Origin of the sequence: Pseudonocardia kunmingensis (assembly GCF_006716445.1) — a bacterium.
Classification (GTDB): domain Bacteria; phylum Actinomycetota; class Actinomycetes; order Mycobacteriales; family Pseudonocardiaceae; genus Pseudonocardia; species Pseudonocardia kunmingensis.
Genome location: NZ_VFPA01000003.1, coordinates 338,986 through 356,812, shown reverse-complemented (window position 1 = coordinate 356,812; position 17,827 = coordinate 338,986). Strand labels below are relative to the sequence as shown.

Below are 17,827 nucleotides of genomic sequence, written 5' to 3'. Positions count from 1 at the left end.
TTTCCGGGCTGGGCTCTCATCCGTAACAAACTTTCACGACGACGGTGACGCGTTCCGGCTCTCGCGCGAGCGGGTCCACGGCCAGGTCAGCAGGGCCCAGGCCGACAGCCCGACCACGAGTTCGACGGCCAGGTACCAGGGCCATTCCCCCATGATGTCCAGGAGCGAGGGGTTGTCCGGCCTGCCGCTGACGAACACGTAGTTCGTGCCGGCCAGCGCGTTGAACCCGAGCATCGCCACGCCCCATCCCACGGTGACCGCGGCGGCGTAGGCGAAGCTGCGCCAGTCCGGCCGCATCCCCGCCCACCAGGTCAGGAACACGGCCGCCCACACCACGAGCAGGTGCTGGCCCCAGAAGCTGAAGAAGTCGATGCTCGGGGCCGCGGGCGCGTCCAGGGCCGGTGTGAGCACCGCCTGCGGGACCAGTGTGAGCCCCCAGTAGTAGGTCAGCGCGTAGGCCCGCCGCCCCCGCGACCACAACGCCACCGCGGCCGCCATCCACGAGAGGTCGGAGATGTGGAACGGCAACGAGTGCTCGACGTCGAACCGTGCGGGCGTCAGATCGTAGATCAGGATCGGGACGTGGAAGGCGACCACGACCACGGCGAACGCGCGGCCGAGAGGCGCGACCGCGGGCCCGCCCCGGTACCGGCTCCCGAGCCGGGCGAGGACCACCACGCCCACGGCCAACAGGGCCAGCACCAGCCAGTGGGACGCGCCGTAGGCGGCGAACGAGCGCTGCGGCTCCACCGGGCCAGGCTAGTGCGTCGACCCCGCGATTCCGGCGGCTCCGATCATGCCTCGAGGCGCGGGTGATCGCCAGGAATGGTGTCACGGCGACAGATTTGTCGCGCTCCCACCACTTCTGCTGATCATGGCCGGTTGCGCGTGCCGCGGAACGGCCTGTGCGTGACGCGGTCGACGTCATGGGTCTTCGGCCGCGTGTTCAGACCCATGGTGTCGATGTCGTCGTGGGATCTCCTGTGGGCGGGCCGTTCCCGGCTCGAGGCCGCTGGTTCCCGCCTCGGCCCGGGTCTTCGCCGCAGTCGGCGCCTTGCCCTGTCCTCTCCCGTTGGTGAGTGGCCGGGTTGGGTGAACTACCGGGTGTTGTGGCCGGCCGGGCGGCCGTTCCCGGCATGGCCCAGGCCTGTTCGGGACGAGTCCGTCGCTGCTGGGTGGGTGCGCACCTTGCTGTGGTCCCGTTGCACCCCTGACAGCTGATCATCGGCTGTTCGGGGGGCCTGGGTGGTCATGATCGAGGTGTCGGCGCAATAACGGGCGTTTTCAACACGGGAACGCACCGACTTGCTGATCATGAGGTCGGGCGCCCGGGTGATCTGCTGGTGTCGGGCAGGACCGTGTCGAAGGGGTTCGGGAACGGCACCACAGCCGGTGGAGTGGCACCCGGCGGGGACGGTCTCGTCGTGGACCGGCCGGGGCCATGTCGGGGACAGCCGTCAGGGCGGCCACGTCACTCGGTGGTTGTGCCCACCCGGCCACTCTCGCCACCGGGGGTGGGTAGGGCGCCGGGGTGACTGCAAGTGAGGCCTGGAACGGGGGGTGGGGCAGCGGTCTCGAGTCGGGAACGGCGCGCCCACGCCAACCCGCCGCACGGGGCGCCACCACGGCGCCCGGTCGGGCGTGCTCACGCCCCCCGTGTCCGGGCACGCCCCCCGATTCGTCCCGCGCGACCCGTCGACGGGGTGCGCGGGCGCGGACGGGGGGCGTCGGCGTCGGGCATGGCCCGGTGAACGCTCCTGGCCGCCGCACCGGACGGACTTGACGGCGGCCGAGCGCCTGGTGAATGCTTTCACCATGCCAGGTGGGAGAGCGCGTCCGACGCTGCGCGAGGTGGCCTCGGCCGCCGGTGTCTCCGTCGCGACGTGCTCGTACGTGCTCAGCGGGCGCTCGGACCGGGTGCGGCAGCTGCCGCAGGACACCCAGGACAAGGTCCGCGAGGCCGCGCGGCGCCTCGGCTACGCAGGCAACACCGCCGCGCGGGTGCTGCGCCGGCAGCGCACGGAGCTGATCGCCCTGGTCTACGCGCCGCCGGTCGGCCCGTGGGTGGACCGGTTGACCATGCAGTGCGAGGACGTCGCCGTGGCGCACGGCTACTCGGTCATCGGGCTGCCGATCCGCCACCCCGAGCGCGCGGAGCACTCCCTGCGCGTCATCACGCAGGGCTACGTCGACGGGGCGATCTTCGCGCCCGGCCTGGCCGACGGCCTGGACCTCGACCGGCTCGCCCGGAGCACGCGGGCGGTGGTCGCGTTCAGCGAGCACCTGGAGCCCGGGCCGGCCGACGTGGTCCGCAACCACATCCGCGCGGCGGTGGGGGAGGCCGTCGCGCACCTGCTGCAGACCGGGCACCGGCGCATCGGCTACCTCTCCCACAACGACCTCACCGCGGCGTCCCGGTCCCGGGACCTCTACCTGGGCTACCGGGACGCGCACGAGCACGCCGGCGTGCCGGTCGACCCCGCGCTGGCGCGCCCCGGCGCCACCTCGCGCGAGGAGGCGCTGGTCGGGGCCCGTGCGCTGCTGGACGCCGCCGACCCGCCGACCGCCCTGATCAGCGAGTCCGACCGGGGCGCGCTCGCCACGCTGCAGGTGGCACGCGAGCGGGGGCTCGCCGTGCCGGACGACTTCGCCGTGATCGGAGTCGGCAACACCCAGGAGGCCGTCGTCTCGTTCCCGGCGTTGACCAGCGTCGGGATGGCGCAGTTCGACTTCACCGAGATCGTCGAGATCCTCTTCGCCCGCATCGACGAACCCGATCGGCCTCCGCGCGTGCTCGACCTGCCCTGGGTCCTCGAGCGCCGCGCGTCCGCCTGATCCCCCGCCCGAACCCCCGAACACGACAGAGAAGGGACGATGATGTCCGCATCGCGCCAGTTCACCCGCCGGTCCCTGCTGCGGTACGGCATGGGGGCCACGGTGCTGGGCGCCGTCGGCGCCACCACCGCCTGCGCGCCCATCCAGCCGGCCCCGACGAACGGCGGCGGGGCCGGCACGTTCACGGTCTACTGGAACGCGGGCCACGCCTACGACGCCTACCAGGCGGTGTTCGACCGGTTCGGCACGGACCACGGCGTGACGGTCAACGTGCAGAAGTTCCAGTGGCCGGACCTGACCACGAAGCTGGTGGCCGACTTCCAGTCCGGCAACGTCCCCGACCTGGTCGAGGAGACCGGTGCGGGCACCGGGATCCAGTACGGCGTGCCCGGCAACGTGCTGGCGCTCGACGAGCTCGCGGCAGGCGATGCGGAGATGGGGTTCCCCGACGACTTCATCGAGGCGTCGGTGACCTCCCGCCAGTACGAGGGCAAGACGTACTCGATCCCGTTGCAGCTGACCGCGAACGGGTTGCTGTTCTACAACAAGCAGCTGCTGTCGGCGGCGGGGTTCCCGGCCCCGCCGACCACGTGGGAGGAGTTCCTCGAGGTCACCCGCGCCACCACCACGGGCGACGTGTCCGGCACGGCGCTGAACTCCGACTACAGCTACAGCGCGCCGTTCTACTACCAGCAGCAGGTCGTCTACAGCGACGTGGCAGGCGGCGAGTTCATGATCCCGGCCGACCGGGCCGACCTGGCGCTGCAGTACATGCAGGACCTGGTCCACGTCCACCGGGTCTCGCCCCCGCCCGTCGCGAGCACCGACTACTCCGGGCCGCAGAAGCTGTTCTCGGCGGGGCGGGCGGCCACGTTCCTGTCCGGGCCGTGGGACATCGGGCCCGTCCGCACCGGCAGCCCGGACATCGACCTGGGCCTCGCGCCGCCGCTCACGGGCGCCGTGCAGGCCACCTCGCTCGCCGGGTCCGGGCTGATGATCCCGGCGAAGGCGAAGAACCCCGAGCTGTCGTGGGAGCTGGTCCGCAGGCTCACCGCACTGGAGACCGAGCTGGCCGTCACCGCGGAGGTCGGCATGTCGATGCCCCGCAAGAGCTGGGCGCAGGACCCCGCGGTCGCCGACGACCCGGACCTGAAGGTGATCGCCACCGCGCTGGGCCTGGTGACGGAGGAGGACCCCCAGCTGGCGGCCAGCGGGCACCGGGCCCAGGTCAACGAGCTCTACGAGAAGGCCTACCAGGAGATCGTCATCCAGCAGCGGCCCGTCGGTGAGGCGCTGGCCGACTTCCGCACGGCGGCGAAGGGGACGCTCGGATGACCGCTGCGACCTCCACCCCCACCCCGGCGCGGAGCCCGAGGACCTCCCGGCAGCGCGCGCAGGCGAGGACCGCCTGGTTGTTCCTGTCCCCGGCCGTCGTGTTCTTCGCGCTGCTGTTCTTCCTCCCCATCGGCAACCAGCTGCTGGCCAGCGCCTACGGCGGGGTCGGCGGCACCGAGTACGTCGGCGCCGGCAACATCGTGCGGGCGCTGGCGGACCCGGAGGTGCAGCACTCGTTCTGGATCACCCTGGTCTACGCCGCGGGCACGCTGGTGATCGGCATCGTGATCGGGCTCGGCCTCGCGGTGATCCTCAACCAGTCGCTGCCGGGCCGCACGCTGTTCCGCTCGGTGCTGCTGGTCCCCTACCTCACGTCGGTGTCGATCATCGGTCTGCTGTGGCGCAACATCCTCGACCCGCAGATCGGCATCCTCAACCGGGTGCTCGACGCGCTCGGGCTGCCGGGGCAGACCTGGCTGAACACCGCGCCGCTCGCGACGATCATCGGCATCACCGTCTGGTCGTCGGCGGGCTACACCATGGTGCTGTTCCTCGCGGGCCTGCAGGGCATCCCGGGCGTGTACTACGAGGCCGCCCGCATCGACGGGGCGGGCCCGTGGCGGCGGTTCTTCTCGATCACGCTGCCGCTGCTGGCGCCCACCACGCTGTTCGTCTGCATCATCGGCGTGATCAGCGCGCTGCAGCAGTTCGCGCTGCCCTACATCGTCACCGGCGGCGGCCCGGGCAACGCCACCTCGCTGTACGCGCACCGGCTGTTCGTCACGGCGTTCGAGACCAACCAGTTCGGCTACGCGGCGGCGCTGTCGCTGCTGCTGCTCGTCGTCGTCCTCGTCCTGTCCGTCGTGCAACTGAAGATCGGGGACCGGACCCATGACGCTGCTTGACACCGCGCCCGCCCCCGCGGCCGCTCCCGCCGGCAGCGTCGTCCGCCGCGACCGCCTGTTCCCCGGCGACCGGGCCGCCTCCTACGTGCTGCTGGTGCTGCTCGGCCTGGTCACCGTCCTGCCGCTGCTGTACATGCTCGCCCTGTCCCTGCAGTCCGACGCCGAGGTGTTCGCCGGTGAACCGGTGCTCTGGCCGGCGGAGCCGCAGTGGGACAACTTCGTGCGGCTGTTCGAGGCGGCGCCGTTCGGCCGGTTCTTCCTCAACAGCCTGATCATGGCCGGGGCCATCACGATCGCGCACCTGGTGTTCGACCCGCTCGTCGGCTACGTCTTCGCCAAGTTCGACTTCCCCGGCAAGCGGATCGCGTTCGTCGCGGTGCTCTCGACGCTGATGGTGCCGTTCTTCGTGCGGATGCTGCCGATCTACGCCATCTTCTCCAACCTCGGCTGGATCGACACCTACCAGGGCCTGATCGTGCCGTTCCTGATGGACGCCTACGGCATCTTCCTCATGCGGCAGTTCATCCAGCCCCTGCCCGACGAGCTGATCGAGGCCGCGCGCGTGGACGGCGCCTCCGAGCTGCGCATCTACCTGCAGATCATCCTGCCGCAGTGCAGGCCGGCGCTGGCCGTACTGGCCCTGCTGACCTTCGTCTTCCAGTGGAACGAGTTCCTCTGGCCGCTGATCGCCACGAGCACCACCGAGATGCGGACCATGCCGATCGGGCTCACGTTGTTCAACCAGGAGTACTTCACGCAGTGGAACCTCACCGCGGCCGGTGCGCTGATCCTGTTCGTCCCCACCGCGCTGTTCTTCGTCGTCACCCAGAAGTTCCTCGTCGAGGGCATCTCGCTCTCCGGCCTCAAGTGACCAGCTCAGGAGCGCACCGTTGACCCGTCCCAACGTCGTCGTCTTCCTCACCGACCAGCAGCGGTGGGACACCCTGGGGGCCGCGGGCAACCCGCTGGGCCTCACCCCGAACCTCGACGCGATGTGCCGCACCGGAACGATGTTCGAGGTCGCCTGCACCACGAACCCGGTGTGCGCCCCCGCGCGGGCCGCGCTGCAGACCGGGCAGTACCCCACCAACGCCGGCGTCCACCGCAACGGGCGTCCCCTGCCCGCGGACGCGCCGACCCTGGCCCGCGAGTTCGCGGCGGCCGGCTACCAGACCGGCTACATCGGCAAGTGGCACCTCTCGGGGGAGGAGCCGGTGCCGAAGGAGGACCGCGGCGGGTACGAGAGCTGGCTCGCCGCGAACCTGCTCGAGTTCAGCTCCGACGCCTACCACACCGTGGTCTACGACGAGGACGACGAGGCGGTGTTCCTGCCCGGCTACCGCTCCGACGCGCTCGTCGACGCGGCCATCCGGTTCATCGCGCGCGCGAGCCGGCACGACCAGCCGTTCCTGCTGTTCCTGTCGCTGCTCGAGCCCCACCACCAGAACGAGCAGGACAACTACCCCGCGCCGGACGTCTACCGCGACTCCTACACGAGCGCCTGGCTGCCCCCGGACCTCGCCGCCCTGCCCGGCACCGCCCACCAGCACGCGGGCGGCTACTACGGCCAGATCAAGCGCGTCGACGAGGGTTTCGGACGGCTGCGCGACGCGCTCACCAGCCTGCGCCTGACCGACTCGACCCTCGTGCTCTACACCTCCGACCACGGCTCGCACTTCAAGACCCGCAACGACGAGTACAAGCGCTCACCCCACGACGGCTCGATCCGGGTGCCGCTGGTCGTCGAGGGGCCCGGGTACCGCGGGGGCCGCCGGGTGCCCGCGCCGGTGAGCACGGTCGACGTCGTGCCCACGCTGCTGGCCGCGGCAGGCATCGCGGCGGGGGAGCACCTGGACGGCCGGCCGCTCGACCGGTACTTCGACGTCCCGGCCGAGGCCGCCGACGGGGTCCTCGTGCAGGTGAGCGAGACCGAGGTCGGCCGCGCCCTGCGCACCTCCCGCTGGAAGTACCACGTCCACGCCCCGGACGCCGGTGACGTGCCGTGTGCCGACACCTACACCGAACGCGCCCTCTACGACCTCGACGCCGACCCGTACGAGCTGGACAACCTGATCGACAGCGAGAACCACCGCGACATCGCCGCGCAACTCGGCCGGGCGCTGGCCGACGCCGTCCGCAGGGTCGAGGGCATGGAGGTGGCGATCCGGCCCTGGCAGGGCGAGACGCGCCGCCTTCGCCACCCCGACCCGACGGCGCGGGGCGGGCCGCTCCCGGCCCGCATCATCGAGGGCTCCTGACCGCACCTTGGAGCCGTACTGCTGTTCTTGCGCGCTCCACACAGCAGTACGGCTCCAAGGTGCGTCCGGTTCGCCGGCCTTTCAGGGGCGCGCGACGCTCTTGCGTACCTGCCGCAGGTCGCGTCCCTTCGTCTCCGGCATCGTCAGGACGGTGAGGACCGAGACGGCGAGCGCCACGACGGCGTAGCCGGTGAACAGGGCGGGCGAGCCGATGCCGGCGAAGTAGCTCTGCAGGTAGGGCGCGGTGCCGCCGAACGCGGCCACGGCGACCGAGTAGGGCACGCCCATGCCGGCGGCGCGGATGCCGGTGGGGAACAGCTCGGCGTACAGCGCGGGGACGATCGCCGCGCCCGCCGCGACGAGGGCGAGCGCGATCGACGTGGCGAGGAAGAGCGTCCACGCACTCGTGCCGGCGAGCGCGTCGAGCGGGAACAGCAGGACCGCGAGCAGCACCCCGGCAACGATGAGCGCCGGGCGCCTGCCGACGCGGTCCGACAGCCTGCCCCACAACGGAAGGGCGGCCATGAACACGACCGTGGCGCCCGTGCCGGCCCACAACGCGGCCTGCGGGTCGACGCCGCGCGCGCTGATCGCGTACGCGGGCGCGCTGATCGCCCACACGTAGTAGGAGATCGTCAGCCCCACGGTCAGGCCGATGACCCGCAGCATCGCCATCGGGTTCGCCACGAGCGCGCGCCAGAACGAGGTGGGCAACCGTTCGGCGTCCGGCGCGTCGGCGGGGTCGGCGGCGTCGAGGAACGTGTCGCTCTCGCGCAGGCGCAGGCGCATCACCAGCGCGTACAGACCGAAGACGCCGCCGAGGACGAACGGGATCCGCCAGCCGAACGCGGTCATCTGCTCGGGGCTCAGCAGGCCGGACAGGACGGCGCCGAGCAACGTCCCGCCGAGCACGCCCACCGAGCCGGACACGTAGATCAGGCTCGACCACTGCCCGCGGCGTTCGGGCGGCGCCATCTCGGCGACGTAGGTCTGCGCGGCCGGCAGCTCGCCGCCGTGCGCGAGGCCCTGCGCGAGGCGGGCGAGCAGGAGGATCAGCGGCGCCGCGATGCCGATGCTCGAGTAGGTCGGGGTGAGCCCGATGACGAGGCTGCCACCGCCGGCCAGCGCGACCGTCAGGGCCATCGACAGCTGCCGGCCCTTCCGATCGGCCAGCCACCCGAACAACGCCCCGCCGAAGGGTCGCGCGACGAACCCGACCGCGAAGATCGCGAGCGTGCGCAACAGGTCGGCGCCGCTGTCCCCGGAGGCGAAGAACTGCGAGGCGAAGAACGTGGCGAACGTGGCGTAGATGCCCCAGTCGAACCACTCCATGGCGTTGCCCGCGCCCACACCGACGAACGTGCGGATGCTGCTCTGCGCCCCCGCGGGCCGTGTCGCCGAGTGATCCATGCCTACCCCCTCGCCGTCGAGTCGGCGTCAGTGTGGCCACTGATCACCGGTTCCGGTAGATCCGATCCGCTCGTGACGACCCGGGTGGTCTCGCCCGCGATCGCCCGCAGCTCCTCGCACGCGGCGCGCACCGGCGGCGTGTGGGCGACGGCGTCGCGGACCACGGCCAGGATCGAGCGGACCGGCACCGGCGAGACGACGCGCACGGCGCGCGTGCCGGCCGGGAGGCGGGCGGCGCCGAGCTCGGGCAGCACGGTGATCCCGATGCCCGCGGCGACCAGCGCGAGCGCCGTCGGGTAGTCGTGCGCCTCGATGTGGAACGGCGGCCGGAATCCGGCCGCGGTGCACGCCTCGACCAGGTTGCGCCGGCACCAGCCGCGGGCGAAGTCGTTGTCCACCCAGCGCTCACCCGCGAGCTCGGCCAGCTCGATCTCGCTCCGGTCCGCGAACGGGTGGGCCTGCGGCAGCACGGCGACGTACGGGTCGTCGAGCAGGTGGTGCGCGGTGAACCCGGGCCAGGCGGCGAAGTCCGGGCGCTCGACCGCGATCTGCACGTCGGACCGGGCACCGGCGTCGTCGGGCAGCCACTCGCGCAGGGCGAGGTCCAGCCGGACGCCGGGGAACTCGCCGGTCAGCCTGCGCACCACCCGGGGGAGCCAGGCGGCGCCGACGGAGGCGAAGTAGGACAGCGACAACGCACCGGTGCGGCCCGCCTTCAGGTCCGCGATGACGGCCTCGGCCTCACCGAGCCGGTCGAGGATCGCGTCGGCCTGCTCGGCCAGCAGCAGCCCGGCGGCCGTCGCGCGCAGGCCACGACCGGCCCGCTCGAACAGGGCCAGCCCGGTCTCCCTCGCCAAGGCGGTGACGTGCTGGCTGACCGCGGACGGGGTGTAGCCGAGGTTCGCGGCGGCGGCCTGCACGGACCCGCTGGCGACGACGGAGCGGAAGATGCGCAGGCGGTGGGTGTCGAGCACGCCGTCGACGCTACAGTCGTACTGAATCGAGCGGTAGCAACAGTCGCTGGTGCTGAACGGTTGGCCGGCGCAGGCTGGAGCCGTGACGTTCTCCCGGCAGTTGCTCCCCCTCGCCGCCGCGGCGACGACCGTCGTCCTCTGGGCCTCGGCGTTCGTCGGTATCAGGGCCGTCGGCCACGAGCTGTCACCCGGGGCGCTGGCCCTGGGCCGGATGCTCGTCGGGTCGCTCACGCTGACCGCGATCGTGCTGGTGGTGCGCGCCCGCCCCGGTGTCGCGCCGGTGGCGCTCCCGCGCGGGCGCCTGCTCGGCGCGATCGCCCTGTGGGGTGCGGCCTGGTTCGGGCTCTACAACCTGGCGCTCAACGCCGCCGAGCGGCACCTCGACGCGGGCACCGCTGCGCTCCTGGTGAACGTGGCGCCGGTGGTGGTCGCGGTGCTGGCCGGGCTGCTGCTGGGGGAGGGCTTCCCGGCGCGGCTGCTGGCGGGTATGGCGGTCGCGTTCGCCGGGGTGGTGCTCATCGCGACGACGACGTCCGCCGGTGGTGCCGACCTCACCGGGGTGCTGCTCGGGCTGCTCGCCGCGCTGCTCTACGCCGGTGCCGCCGTCGCGCAGAAGCGGCTGCTGGCCCGGATCGACGCGCTGACCCTCACCTGGGTCGGCGCGGTCGCGGGGACGGTGGGTCTGTTGCCGTACCTGCCCGCGCTGCTCGCCGAGCTGGCGGCGGTGCCCGCCGCGACGGTGGGTGGGATCGTCTACCTCGGCGTCTTCCCGACCGCTCTCGCGTTCCTGACCTGGGGGTACGCCCTCTCGAGGACGACCGCGGGACGGCTGGCCGCCGCCACCTACGCCGTGCCGCCGATCGTCGTGCTGCTGTCCTGGGCGCTGCTCGGTGAGATCCCGGCGCCGCTCGCGCTCGCCGGCGGGGTGCTCTGCCTCGCGGGGGTGGTCGTCGCGACCCGACCGAAGCGCCGCCCTGCCGCCGTGGCGGCGCAGGCTCCGGCCCAGCCGGTGACCACCGCCTGACCCGCCTGGCATGATTCGAACGATCGTCGGCCGGCAGGGGCTCCTGCCGAGCGCGGCGCGAAGGACGTTCGGCTCGTGCGGGTGGGAGGGCGCCGTGGACGCGGTGGACCAGGCGATCCTGCGGCGACTGCAGCGCGACGGCCGCCAGACCAACCGCGAGCTGGCCGACGCGGTGGGGGTCGCCCCGTCCACCGCGCTGGAGCGCACCCGGGCGCTGCGGGCCCGCGGCGTGATCACCGGGTTCCACGCGGCCGTCGACCCCGCGGCGCTGAACCGCAGCGTGCAGGCCCTGATCTCGATCCGGATCCGCCCGCAGTCCCGGGAGGCCATCGAGAACGTCCGCGACAGCATGGCGGCCCTGCCCGAGACCCTCGGCGTGTTCGTGGTGACCGGCAACGAGGACGTCCTGGTGCACGTCGCCGTGCCCAGCACGCAGTACCTGCGCGACTTCGTCCTGGACCGGCTCGCGCGCCGCAAGGAGTTCGTGGACGTGCGCACCACGGTGGTCTTCGACTACGTGCAGCCGGTGGAGCAGTCCGAACTTCCGGACGACTCCCGCCGCGTTCGCCGAAGTAACTCCGGTTGACCAGGCCTTCCGCGTCGCCGAGTCGAACGGGTGGCGGGCGAGAAGGTGTCCGCCGAAGGACGTTCGATCCGAGGCGTCTCCTGCCGCTGATCTGCTCATGCTCGCCGGTGTGGAGCAACAGAAGGACCGGTTCGGCGTCCCGCTCGTCCTGCTGGCCGGGGCCCTGTGGGGGACGGTCGGGCCCGCGCAGCTGCTGGCCGGCCCCGTCGCGGGGCCGGCGGCGCTCGGCGGCGCGCGGATCCTGGTCGGCGGGCTCGTGCTGGCCGCGGTGGTGCTGGCGACCGCCCCCCGGTCCTTCCGGCTGCTGACCGGTTGCACCTGGCCCGCGGTCCTCGCGGCGGCGGCCGCCACCGCCACGTTCCAGACGGCGTTCATGACCTCCGTGGTGACGACGGGTGCGGCCGTCGCCACGGCGCTCACCTTCGGCGTCGCGCCGGTCGCCACCGGGATCTGCGAGCGCATCGCCCTCGGCACCCGGCTGACGCGGCACTGGGTGGCGGGCACCGGCTGCGCGGTCGTCGGGTGCGTCCTGGTGGTCACCCCCTCCGACGGCGTGCGGGTCGACCTCGTCGGTGCCGCGCTCGGGGTGCTGGCAGGCGCCTGCTTCGGCGTCTACACCGTCTCCGCGAAGCGGCTGATCCACCGCGGCGTCCCGATGCCCGCGGCCGTCGCGGTGACCCTCCTGGTGGGCGGGTCGGTCCTGGCGCCATGGACCCTCGCCGCCGTCCCCGGGCTCGCGACACCGCGCGGGCTGGCGCTGGTGGTGTGGCTCGGGCCGGTCACCGCGGCCGCCGCGTACTGGTTCTTCGTGACCGGCCTGCGCCGCGTCAGCGCCGCGACCGCGGGCACGCTGTCGCTGGTCGAGCCGCTGGTCGCCGCCGGGCTCGCGGTGCTGCTGCTCGGCGAGCGCCTCTCGGCACCGGTGACCGCGGGCGCCGTCCTGCTGCTGGGCGGGCTCGTGGTCGTCGCCCGGCCGGTGCCCGCGTCCCGGCGGCGCGGCGCGGAAGCGCGGATCCGGACGTGAGGAGAACCGTCACAATGGTTCCTCGAAATGGCGATGAAGTTGTTGGACGTTGTGCACGAAGTTCGCATGTCGCCTGATCGGACGGATACCGTCCGCGGTCCCCGGTCGTTTCTCCGGATAGATGGGGATCGCTGCGCGGGTGCCGCGGCAGCGCCGTCGTGCGTTCCCGTGAGGAGACTCGAGTGTTCGAGGGTTTTGCCAGGTCGTTCGTGAACGACGCAATCGGTCGCAGCGCGGAGAACGCCGTCGACCGCCGCCGGTTTTTGCGGGCGGCGGGCCTGACCGGCGCGGGAATCGCCGGGATCAGCGTCGCCGGCGCGGGCACCGCGTTCGCCGGCGGCGGTGACGACGACCAGGACGGCCCGAGCGACGCGGCCGTGCTGAACTTCGCGCTGAACCTGGAGTACCTGGAGGCCGAGTTCTACCTCCGGGCCGTCACCGGTGAAGGGCTGAAGGATTCGCAGGTCGACGGCGCGGGTGAGCGCGGAGCGGTCCGCGGCGGCCGCAAGGTGCGGTTCGAGAGCACGCTCGGCAGGCAGTACGCCGAGGAGATCGCGGACGACGAGCGCGCCCACGTCGACTTCCTGCGCAGCGCGTTGGGGGACGCGAAGGTGGCCCGTCCGGAGATCGACCTCGACGAGGCCTTCACCGCGGCCGCCGTCGCCGCGGGGGTGATCGGGAAGGGCGAGGAGTTCGACCCCTTCGCCGACGAGAACAGCTTCCTGCTCGGCGCGTTCATCTTCGAGGACGTGGGCGTCACGGCGTACAAGGGCGCCGCCCCGCTGGTGTCGAACAAGACCTTCCTCGAAGCCGCGGCGGGAATCCTCGCGGTCGAGGCGTACCACGCCGGTCTCATCCGCACCGTACTGCTCTCCAAGGGGCTCGAGGATCCGGCCGGGAAGATCTCCGACGCCCGCGACTCCCTCGACGGCGGTTCGGATCTGGACCAGGGGATCGTCACGGGTGGCACCGCGAACATCGTGCCGGCCGACGACAACGGGATCGCGTTCTCGCGCACGCCCGGCCAGGTCCTCAACATCGCCTACCTGAACCCGGCCGCCGTGACCGAGGGCGGGTTCTTCCCCGCGGGGGTCAACGGCGAGGTCACCACGAGCGACGCCAACGGTTGATCCGGCGTCACCCCGTCCTGGGTGGCGGTGGCGCGTCCCCCTCCGCCACCCAGGACAGCGGGTGCCGGGGACCGGCACCCAGGAACTCGCTCAGCGCGGCCACCGACGGCGCCCCGCCGCGCGCGGCGGCGGCGCGGACGCACGCGAGGTGCGCGAGCCGCGACCACGACGCCGCGCACGGAGCGGTGTGCAGCGTGACGTCCTGGGCGCGCGCCCACCCGAGGACCGCCGGGGGCACGGTGCCGCTGCACAGCGCGCGACGTGCGGTGCCACAGCCGCCGAGGCCTTCCAGGAACGCCGTCAGTGCGCTCGGCTCGCAGCCGGGGCCGGTGTCGATCGCGGCCAGGCGCGCGCCGAGGGTCGTCCAGCGCGCGACCCGCCCGACGACCCCGGGCACGCCGGCGCGCAGCACGAGGAGCCGCAGCGACGGGCCGGCGTGCAGGCCCTCCACGCGGTCGACGGCGGCGTCGAGGTAGGGCTCGGCGGCCAGCCACAGCGTGCCGTCCGCGCCGGGGACGAGCCCCCGGGCCCGCCAGACCTTCGCCACGGCGGCGTTGCTGATCCCGAGCTGCGTCGCGACCAGCCGGGTCGACCAGCGCGCCGCGCCCTCCGGCGGGGGTTGCAGGGTGCGGGCGACGACGGCGTGGGCGTCGACGGTGGGGGGCCGGCCGGAGCGGGGCGCGTCCGCGAGCCCGGACAGCCCCGCCGCGCGGTACCGGCCCCGCCAGCTGACCACGGTCTGGCGTGAACAGCCCAGCAGGTCGGAGACCGCGGTGGCGCCCAGCCCGTCCCGGGACAGCAGGACGATCCGGGCCCGCAGCGCGCGCGCCGGCGGGCCGTCCCGGATCCAGGACTCGAGGACCGCGGCGTCGTCGGCGTCCACCACCACGGCGGGCGTGAGGCGCATCGCGAGCCGCTCAGGCGGCGCGGAGGAGCAGGAACGTCGCCTCCACGCCGCCGTGGGCGAGCGGTGTGTCTCCTGGAGCGGGTCGCATCGTGGCCGGTCCCTCCGCAACGGTCGCGTCGATGTCCGACGGGTGTACGGGAACGGCCTGCGCACCGGTTCGACACCGCACGCGATCAGGTGGCGCGGCGACCCCCCACGGCGACGGCGACAGCGGCCAGGGCCAGGCCGCCGAGGGCCAGCTGGAACGCGGTCCGGAAGCCCGCCACCTGCGCCGCGGTGCCCGCGTCGGGGGACGCGGCGGAGGCGATGCCGACGAGCAGCGCGAGGCCGGTGGCGCCGCCGAGCTGGTCGACGCACCGCTGGACGCCGGACGCGACGCCCGCGTCCCCGTCGGTGACGTCGGTCAGCGCCGCGTTCTGCAGGGCGATGAGGCCGACCGCCATCCCCACCGCGACGGCCACCATGCCCGGCAGCAGGTCGACCCAGAGGTCACCGGCGACGGGCAGCCGCGCGAGCCAGGCGACGCCCGCGGCCGTGGTCGCGAGGCCGAGCAGCGCGGTCCTGGTGGTGCCCAGCGCGCCGACGAGGCGGGCGACCTGGGTGACCGCGAGCAGCAGGGCGAGGCAGAACGGCAGGAAGGCCAGCGCGGCGGCGAGGGGGTCGAACCCGAGCACGTCCTGCAGGTACAGGGTGGAGAGGAAGAAGGTGGTCGACAGCGCCGCGCTGAGCAGCGCCGTCGCCACGTTCGCGGCCGACCGGACGCGGTGCCGGAAGAAGCGCAGGTCGACGAGCGGTCGACGGGTGCGGGCCTCCACGAGCAGGAACGCCCCGAACGCGACGAGCGCCAGCAGGATCGACCCGGTGGCGGTGGGGTCGGTCCAGCTGCGCTCACCGGCCCGCACGATCCCGAAGACGAGCGCGAGCGGTGCGACCGTGAGGAGCGCGGCGCCGGGCAGGTCGAGGCGGACCCGTGCGGTGGGGGCGTCGCGCCGGAGCAGGAGCGGCGTCGCGACCAGGACCAGCAGCACCAGCGGGGGGTTGACGAGGAAGATCGCCCGCCAGTGCAGCAGCTCGGTGATCACCCCGGAGAGCAGGACGCCGACGACCAGCCCGCTGCTCGAGATCGCACCCCATACGCTCAGCGCGCGGGCACGCTCCCGCGCCCCGGGGAACAGCAGCGCGATCAGCGACATCGCGGCGGGCGACGCGATGGCCTCCCCGGCGCCCTGGGCGAACCGGGCGAGCACCAGCGTGGTCAGGTCGGTGGCGAGCCCGGCGGCCAGCGAGGCGACGCCGAACAGGCCGGCGCCGACCAGGAACATCCGGCGCCGGCCCAGCAGGTCGCAGAGCCGCCCGCCGAGGAGCAGCAGCCCGCCGCCGACCACGGTGTAGCCGGTGACGACCCACGTCAGGGACGACACCGGCGCGTCCAGGTCGGCGCCGATGGAGGGCAGGGCGATGGTGACGACGGTGACGTCCACCGCGATCAGGAGCTGCAGCAACGAGAGGAACGCGAGGGCCTGCCAGCGGCGGCGGCCGTCGGCGGGCAGGGGGGAGCGCACGGGATCGTGGGAATGCACGGGGTTCTCCAGGCTCGGCGCGCACGGTGCGCGCGAGTGGGTGGGGGACACGTGTCCCGCGGAGAGCTCGGCGATCACCGGCATGCGGACGACCGGAGGGGCCGACCGCGTCCGTGTGCCGCGGAGTCCGCGAGCCCGGAGCTACTTGCTGAAAACGCCCACGAGCCGACGCTAGCAGCCGCCGCAGTCTGATCGAGCAGGGGCGTTGGTGATCGCTCCTGGCGATCAGAGGGGCGGTCGCGCTACTCGGGTCGCCGGGGACGGGGCACCTCGTCCGGAGGTGCCTCCGACGGGCGCTGCACCTGCGTGCTCGCCCGCAGGAACACCTCCGACGGGCGGTGGGCCCGTAGGAGCACCCGGTACGGGGGCTCCCGCCTGCGTCTCGCGCGATCGTCGTCCACGTCGGCCTCCCGGATCCGTCGCTGCCCCTTGCCGCGACGGTGCCCGGGTGCAAATCGCTCCAAACCAGGTTCACCGCTCCGTTGGACGGTGGGTGGCGGGGTAGCCGGATCCCATGACGGACCACGACGCGCGCGAGGACACCGGCACCGAGATCCGCGACGACCGCGCGCGGGCCTTCGCCGAAGGGCTGCGCCGGTTCGAGCGCGACGCGGACGCCGCGGCCTTCGCCGGACTCTTCGCCGAGGGCGCGGTCAGGGTGCGTTCCGCTGAACGCGGTCAGGCCGCGGTCGTGACCCGGCGGGGGAGCAGGGCGTCCAGGATCGGCTCGGGGTCCAGGCGTTCGCCGAACCAGTTCGGGGTCAGGGTGGTGCGCGCGATCCGCAGCCGGCGCGGGTGTGCATCTCGATGAGGCGTTCGGTGTTGCCGGTCAGTGGTGGGCCGGTGGTGGGGATCGGGGTGGCGTCGGGGCGGTGGAACTGCCACCGGTCGGGCAGCCGCCGGATCGACACCGGAGTCTCCAGGGGTGTGAGCTGGTGTTCTCCGGTTCAGGATGGCATCGGGGTCGGACAGTTCCCGGGCCCTCGGCTGCGTTCCGCGGAACGCGACCGAAGGCACGTACTGGCACAAGGCGCGGGTCGTGCTCGCATGATCGGTGTGAGTCGCACGTGAGGGTTCTTTCGGCCGCGCCGCTGTACTTCTCGTGGCCGGGTTCGCTTCGGTGATCGTCAAGAACGGTATCTCGACCGCAGGAGTGCGGCCGTGGCACCAGTTTCGGTGATCATGGGCTCGTCGGCGTTCCGCGGAACGCTGACAATAGCGATCACAGGGCGCGGGATCGGGCCACGGCCAGGTGTCCGGCAGCGTGCTGATCCGCAGGGTGGGGAATGCGGCCGGCGGGCACCGGCTGATCGTCAGCCCGCCTCGTCCTCGAAGATCAGGAACGTGCGCGTGGCGAGGACGCCGGGGATGGCCTGCAGCTCCTCCAGCACGACGCGGCGCAGGGCGTCGTTGTCGGCGGCCCGGACCAGCAGCATGACGTCGAACTCGCCGCCCATCAGCGCCATGTGCCGCACCTCGCGGATCTCCCGCAGCCGCTCCCGCAGGTCGCGCCAGCTGTTCTGCCGCACCGAGAGCGTGACGTAGGCGGAGGTGGTCAGGCCCACCTTCAGCGGGTCGACGGTCGCGGTGAACCCGGTGATCACGCCGTCGGCGACGAGCCGTTCGAGCCGGGCGTAGGCGTTCGCCCGGGAGATCGTCACGCGTTCGGCGAGGGCGCGGCCGGACAGCCTGCCGTCGGCCTCGAGGGCGGCGATGATCCGGCGGTCGATGTCGTCGAGGGTGTCCACTCGTCTCGCTCCCGGGCGGCTGGGCGGTGCTCGGTCGGCCGATCGGCCCGGCTGAACAGATAGCGGCAGCCAGTCGTCTCGGTTTCGTCCATGAGCGTAGCCAGTTGGCCC

17 protein-coding genes are annotated in these 17,827 nt (G+C 73.0%); 9 read left to right on the top strand and 8 right to left on the bottom strand.

Going from position 1 to position 17,827, the window contains the following annotated elements:
• Positions 1–33: 33 nt before the first annotated feature.
• Positions 34–750: a YwaF family protein gene (locus tag FB558_RS24615; protein WP_142057288.1), complete on the bottom strand. Its 717-nt coding sequence runs from the start codon at positions 748–750 to the stop codon at positions 34–36.
• A 1,065-nt stretch (positions 751–1,815) separates the two neighbouring features.
• On the opposite strand from FB558_RS24615, the gene FB558_RS24610 reads away from it, so the two are divergent.
• The 5 genes from FB558_RS24610 to FB558_RS24590 are packed head-to-tail and all read left to right on the top strand — an operon-like array spanning position 1,816 to position 7,333.
• Positions 1,816–2,835, top strand: a complete 1,020-nt coding sequence (locus tag FB558_RS24610) for a LacI family DNA-binding transcriptional regulator (RefSeq protein WP_142057286.1) — start codon at positions 1,816–1,818, stop codon at positions 2,833–2,835.
• 39 nt (positions 2,836–2,874) lie between these two features.
• The gene (locus FB558_RS24605; RefSeq protein ID WP_142057284.1) at positions 2,875–4,170 is read left to right on the top strand and encodes an ABC transporter substrate-binding protein; all 1,296 of its coding nucleotides are present in this window, start codon (positions 2,875–2,877) and stop codon (positions 4,168–4,170) included.
• Positions 4,167–5,075, top strand: a complete 909-nt coding sequence (locus FB558_RS24600; protein ID WP_142057282.1) for a carbohydrate ABC transporter permease — start codon at positions 4,167–4,169, stop codon at positions 5,073–5,075. Before FB558_RS24605 ends, FB558_RS24600 begins: the two co-directional genes overlap by 4 nt.
• Positions 5,062–5,946: a carbohydrate ABC transporter permease gene (locus FB558_RS24595; RefSeq protein WP_142057280.1), complete on the top strand. Its 885-nt coding sequence runs from the start codon at positions 5,062–5,064 to the stop codon at positions 5,944–5,946. The genes FB558_RS24600 and FB558_RS24595 overlap by 14 nt, the downstream gene beginning before the upstream one ends.
• Before the next feature lie 19 nt (positions 5,947–5,965).
• Positions 5,966–7,333: a sulfatase-like hydrolase/transferase gene (locus FB558_RS24590; RefSeq protein ID WP_142057278.1), complete on the top strand. Its 1,368-nt coding sequence runs from the start codon at positions 5,966–5,968 to the stop codon at positions 7,331–7,333.
• A gap of 81 nt (positions 7,334–7,414) precedes the next feature.
• Here the strand turns inward: FB558_RS24590 and FB558_RS24585 are convergent, their stop codons facing one another.
• Both FB558_RS24585 and FB558_RS24580 read right to left on the bottom strand, forming a co-directional pair.
• Positions 7,415–8,743: an MFS transporter gene (locus FB558_RS24585; RefSeq protein ID WP_142057276.1), complete on the bottom strand. Its 1,329-nt coding sequence runs from the start codon at positions 8,741–8,743 to the stop codon at positions 7,415–7,417.
• A 2-nt stretch (positions 8,744–8,745) separates the two neighbouring features.
• On the bottom strand, positions 8,746–9,717 hold the full coding sequence (locus FB558_RS24580; RefSeq protein ID WP_142057274.1) for a LysR family transcriptional regulator: 972 nt from the start codon (positions 9,715–9,717) through the stop codon (positions 8,746–8,748).
• An 82-nt stretch (positions 9,718–9,799) separates the two neighbouring features.
• Here FB558_RS24580 and FB558_RS24575 point away from each other — a divergent pair, with 82 nt between their 5' ends.
• The 4 genes from FB558_RS24575 to FB558_RS24560 all read left to right on the top strand — a co-directional run bounded on the left by FB558_RS24575 (position 9,800) and on the right by FB558_RS24560 (position 13,481).
• Positions 9,800–10,741: a DMT family transporter gene (locus FB558_RS24575; protein WP_142057272.1), complete on the top strand. Its 942-nt coding sequence runs from the start codon at positions 9,800–9,802 to the stop codon at positions 10,739–10,741.
• A 10-nt stretch (positions 10,742–10,751) separates the two neighbouring features.
• Positions 10,752–11,327: an Lrp/AsnC family transcriptional regulator gene (locus tag FB558_RS24570; RefSeq protein ID WP_211366818.1), complete on the top strand. Its 576-nt coding sequence runs from the start codon at positions 10,752–10,754 to the stop codon at positions 11,325–11,327.
• 109 nt (positions 11,328–11,436) lie between these two features.
• Entirely contained in the window at positions 11,437–12,351 is a 915-nt protein-coding gene (locus tag FB558_RS24565) for a DMT family transporter (protein ID WP_211366817.1), read from the top strand.
• 209 nt (positions 12,352–12,560) lie between these two features.
• Complete coding sequence (locus tag FB558_RS24560; RefSeq protein WP_246106725.1) at positions 12,561–13,481, top strand: ferritin-like domain-containing protein; 921 nt, start codon at positions 12,561–12,563, stop codon at positions 13,479–13,481.
• Positions 13,482–13,488: 7 nt separating this feature from the next.
• Here the strand turns inward: FB558_RS24560 and FB558_RS24555 are convergent, their stop codons facing one another.
• From FB558_RS24555 to FB558_RS24545, 5 genes are all read right to left on the bottom strand, one after another.
• Positions 13,489–14,388: a helix-turn-helix domain-containing protein gene (locus FB558_RS24555; protein WP_142057266.1), complete on the bottom strand. Its 900-nt coding sequence runs from the start codon at positions 14,386–14,388 to the stop codon at positions 13,489–13,491.
• Between the two features lie 173 nt (positions 14,389–14,561).
• Complete coding sequence (locus FB558_RS24550) at positions 14,562–16,052, bottom strand: MFS transporter (protein ID WP_142057264.1); 1,491 nt, start codon at positions 16,050–16,052, stop codon at positions 14,562–14,564.
• 158 nt (positions 16,053–16,210) lie between these two features.
• Entirely contained in the window at positions 16,211–16,369 is a 159-nt protein-coding gene (locus FB558_RS43390) for a hypothetical protein (protein WP_170231513.1), read from the bottom strand.
• Positions 16,370–16,729: 360 nt separating this feature from the next.
• Positions 16,730–16,879, bottom strand: coding sequence for a hypothetical protein (locus FB558_RS43385; protein ID WP_170231512.1), 150 nt, complete (start codon positions 16,877–16,879; stop codon positions 16,730–16,732).
• Between the two features lie 402 nt (positions 16,880–17,281).
• Positions 17,282–17,716 (bottom strand): Lrp/AsnC family transcriptional regulator, encoded by a 435-nt coding sequence (locus FB558_RS24545; RefSeq protein WP_142057262.1) that lies wholly within the window; start codon positions 17,714–17,716, stop codon positions 17,282–17,284.
• Positions 17,717–17,827: the final 111 nt, after the last annotated feature.

Coding starts and splice junctions, on each gene's coding strand:
- FB558_RS24610 (WP_142057286.1), top strand. CDS start 1,816: ATGCCAGGTGGGAGAGCGCGTCCGACGCTGCGCGAGGTGGCCTCGGCC.
- FB558_RS24605 (WP_142057284.1), top strand. CDS start 2,875: ATGATGTCCGCATCGCGCCAGTTCACCCGCCGGTCCCTGCTGCGGTAC.
- FB558_RS24600 (WP_142057282.1), top strand. CDS start 4,167: ATGACCGCTGCGACCTCCACCCCCACCCCGGCGCGGAGCCCGAGGACC.
- FB558_RS24595 (WP_142057280.1), top strand. CDS start 5,062: ATGACGCTGCTTGACACCGCGCCCGCCCCCGCGGCCGCTCCCGCCGGC.
- FB558_RS24585 (WP_142057276.1), bottom strand. CDS start 8,743: ATGGATCACTCGGCGACACGGCCCGCGGGGGCGCAGAGCAGCATCCGC.
- FB558_RS24570 (WP_211366818.1), top strand. CDS start 10,752: ATGATTCGAACGATCGTCGGCCGGCAGGGGCTCCTGCCGAGCGCGGCG.
- FB558_RS24555 (WP_142057266.1), bottom strand. CDS start 14,388: ATGCGCCTCACGCCCGCCGTGGTGGTGGACGCCGACGACGCCGCGGTC.
- FB558_RS24550 (WP_142057264.1), bottom strand. CDS start 16,052: ATGCCGGTGATCGCCGAGCTCTCCGCGGGACACGTGTCCCCCACCCAC.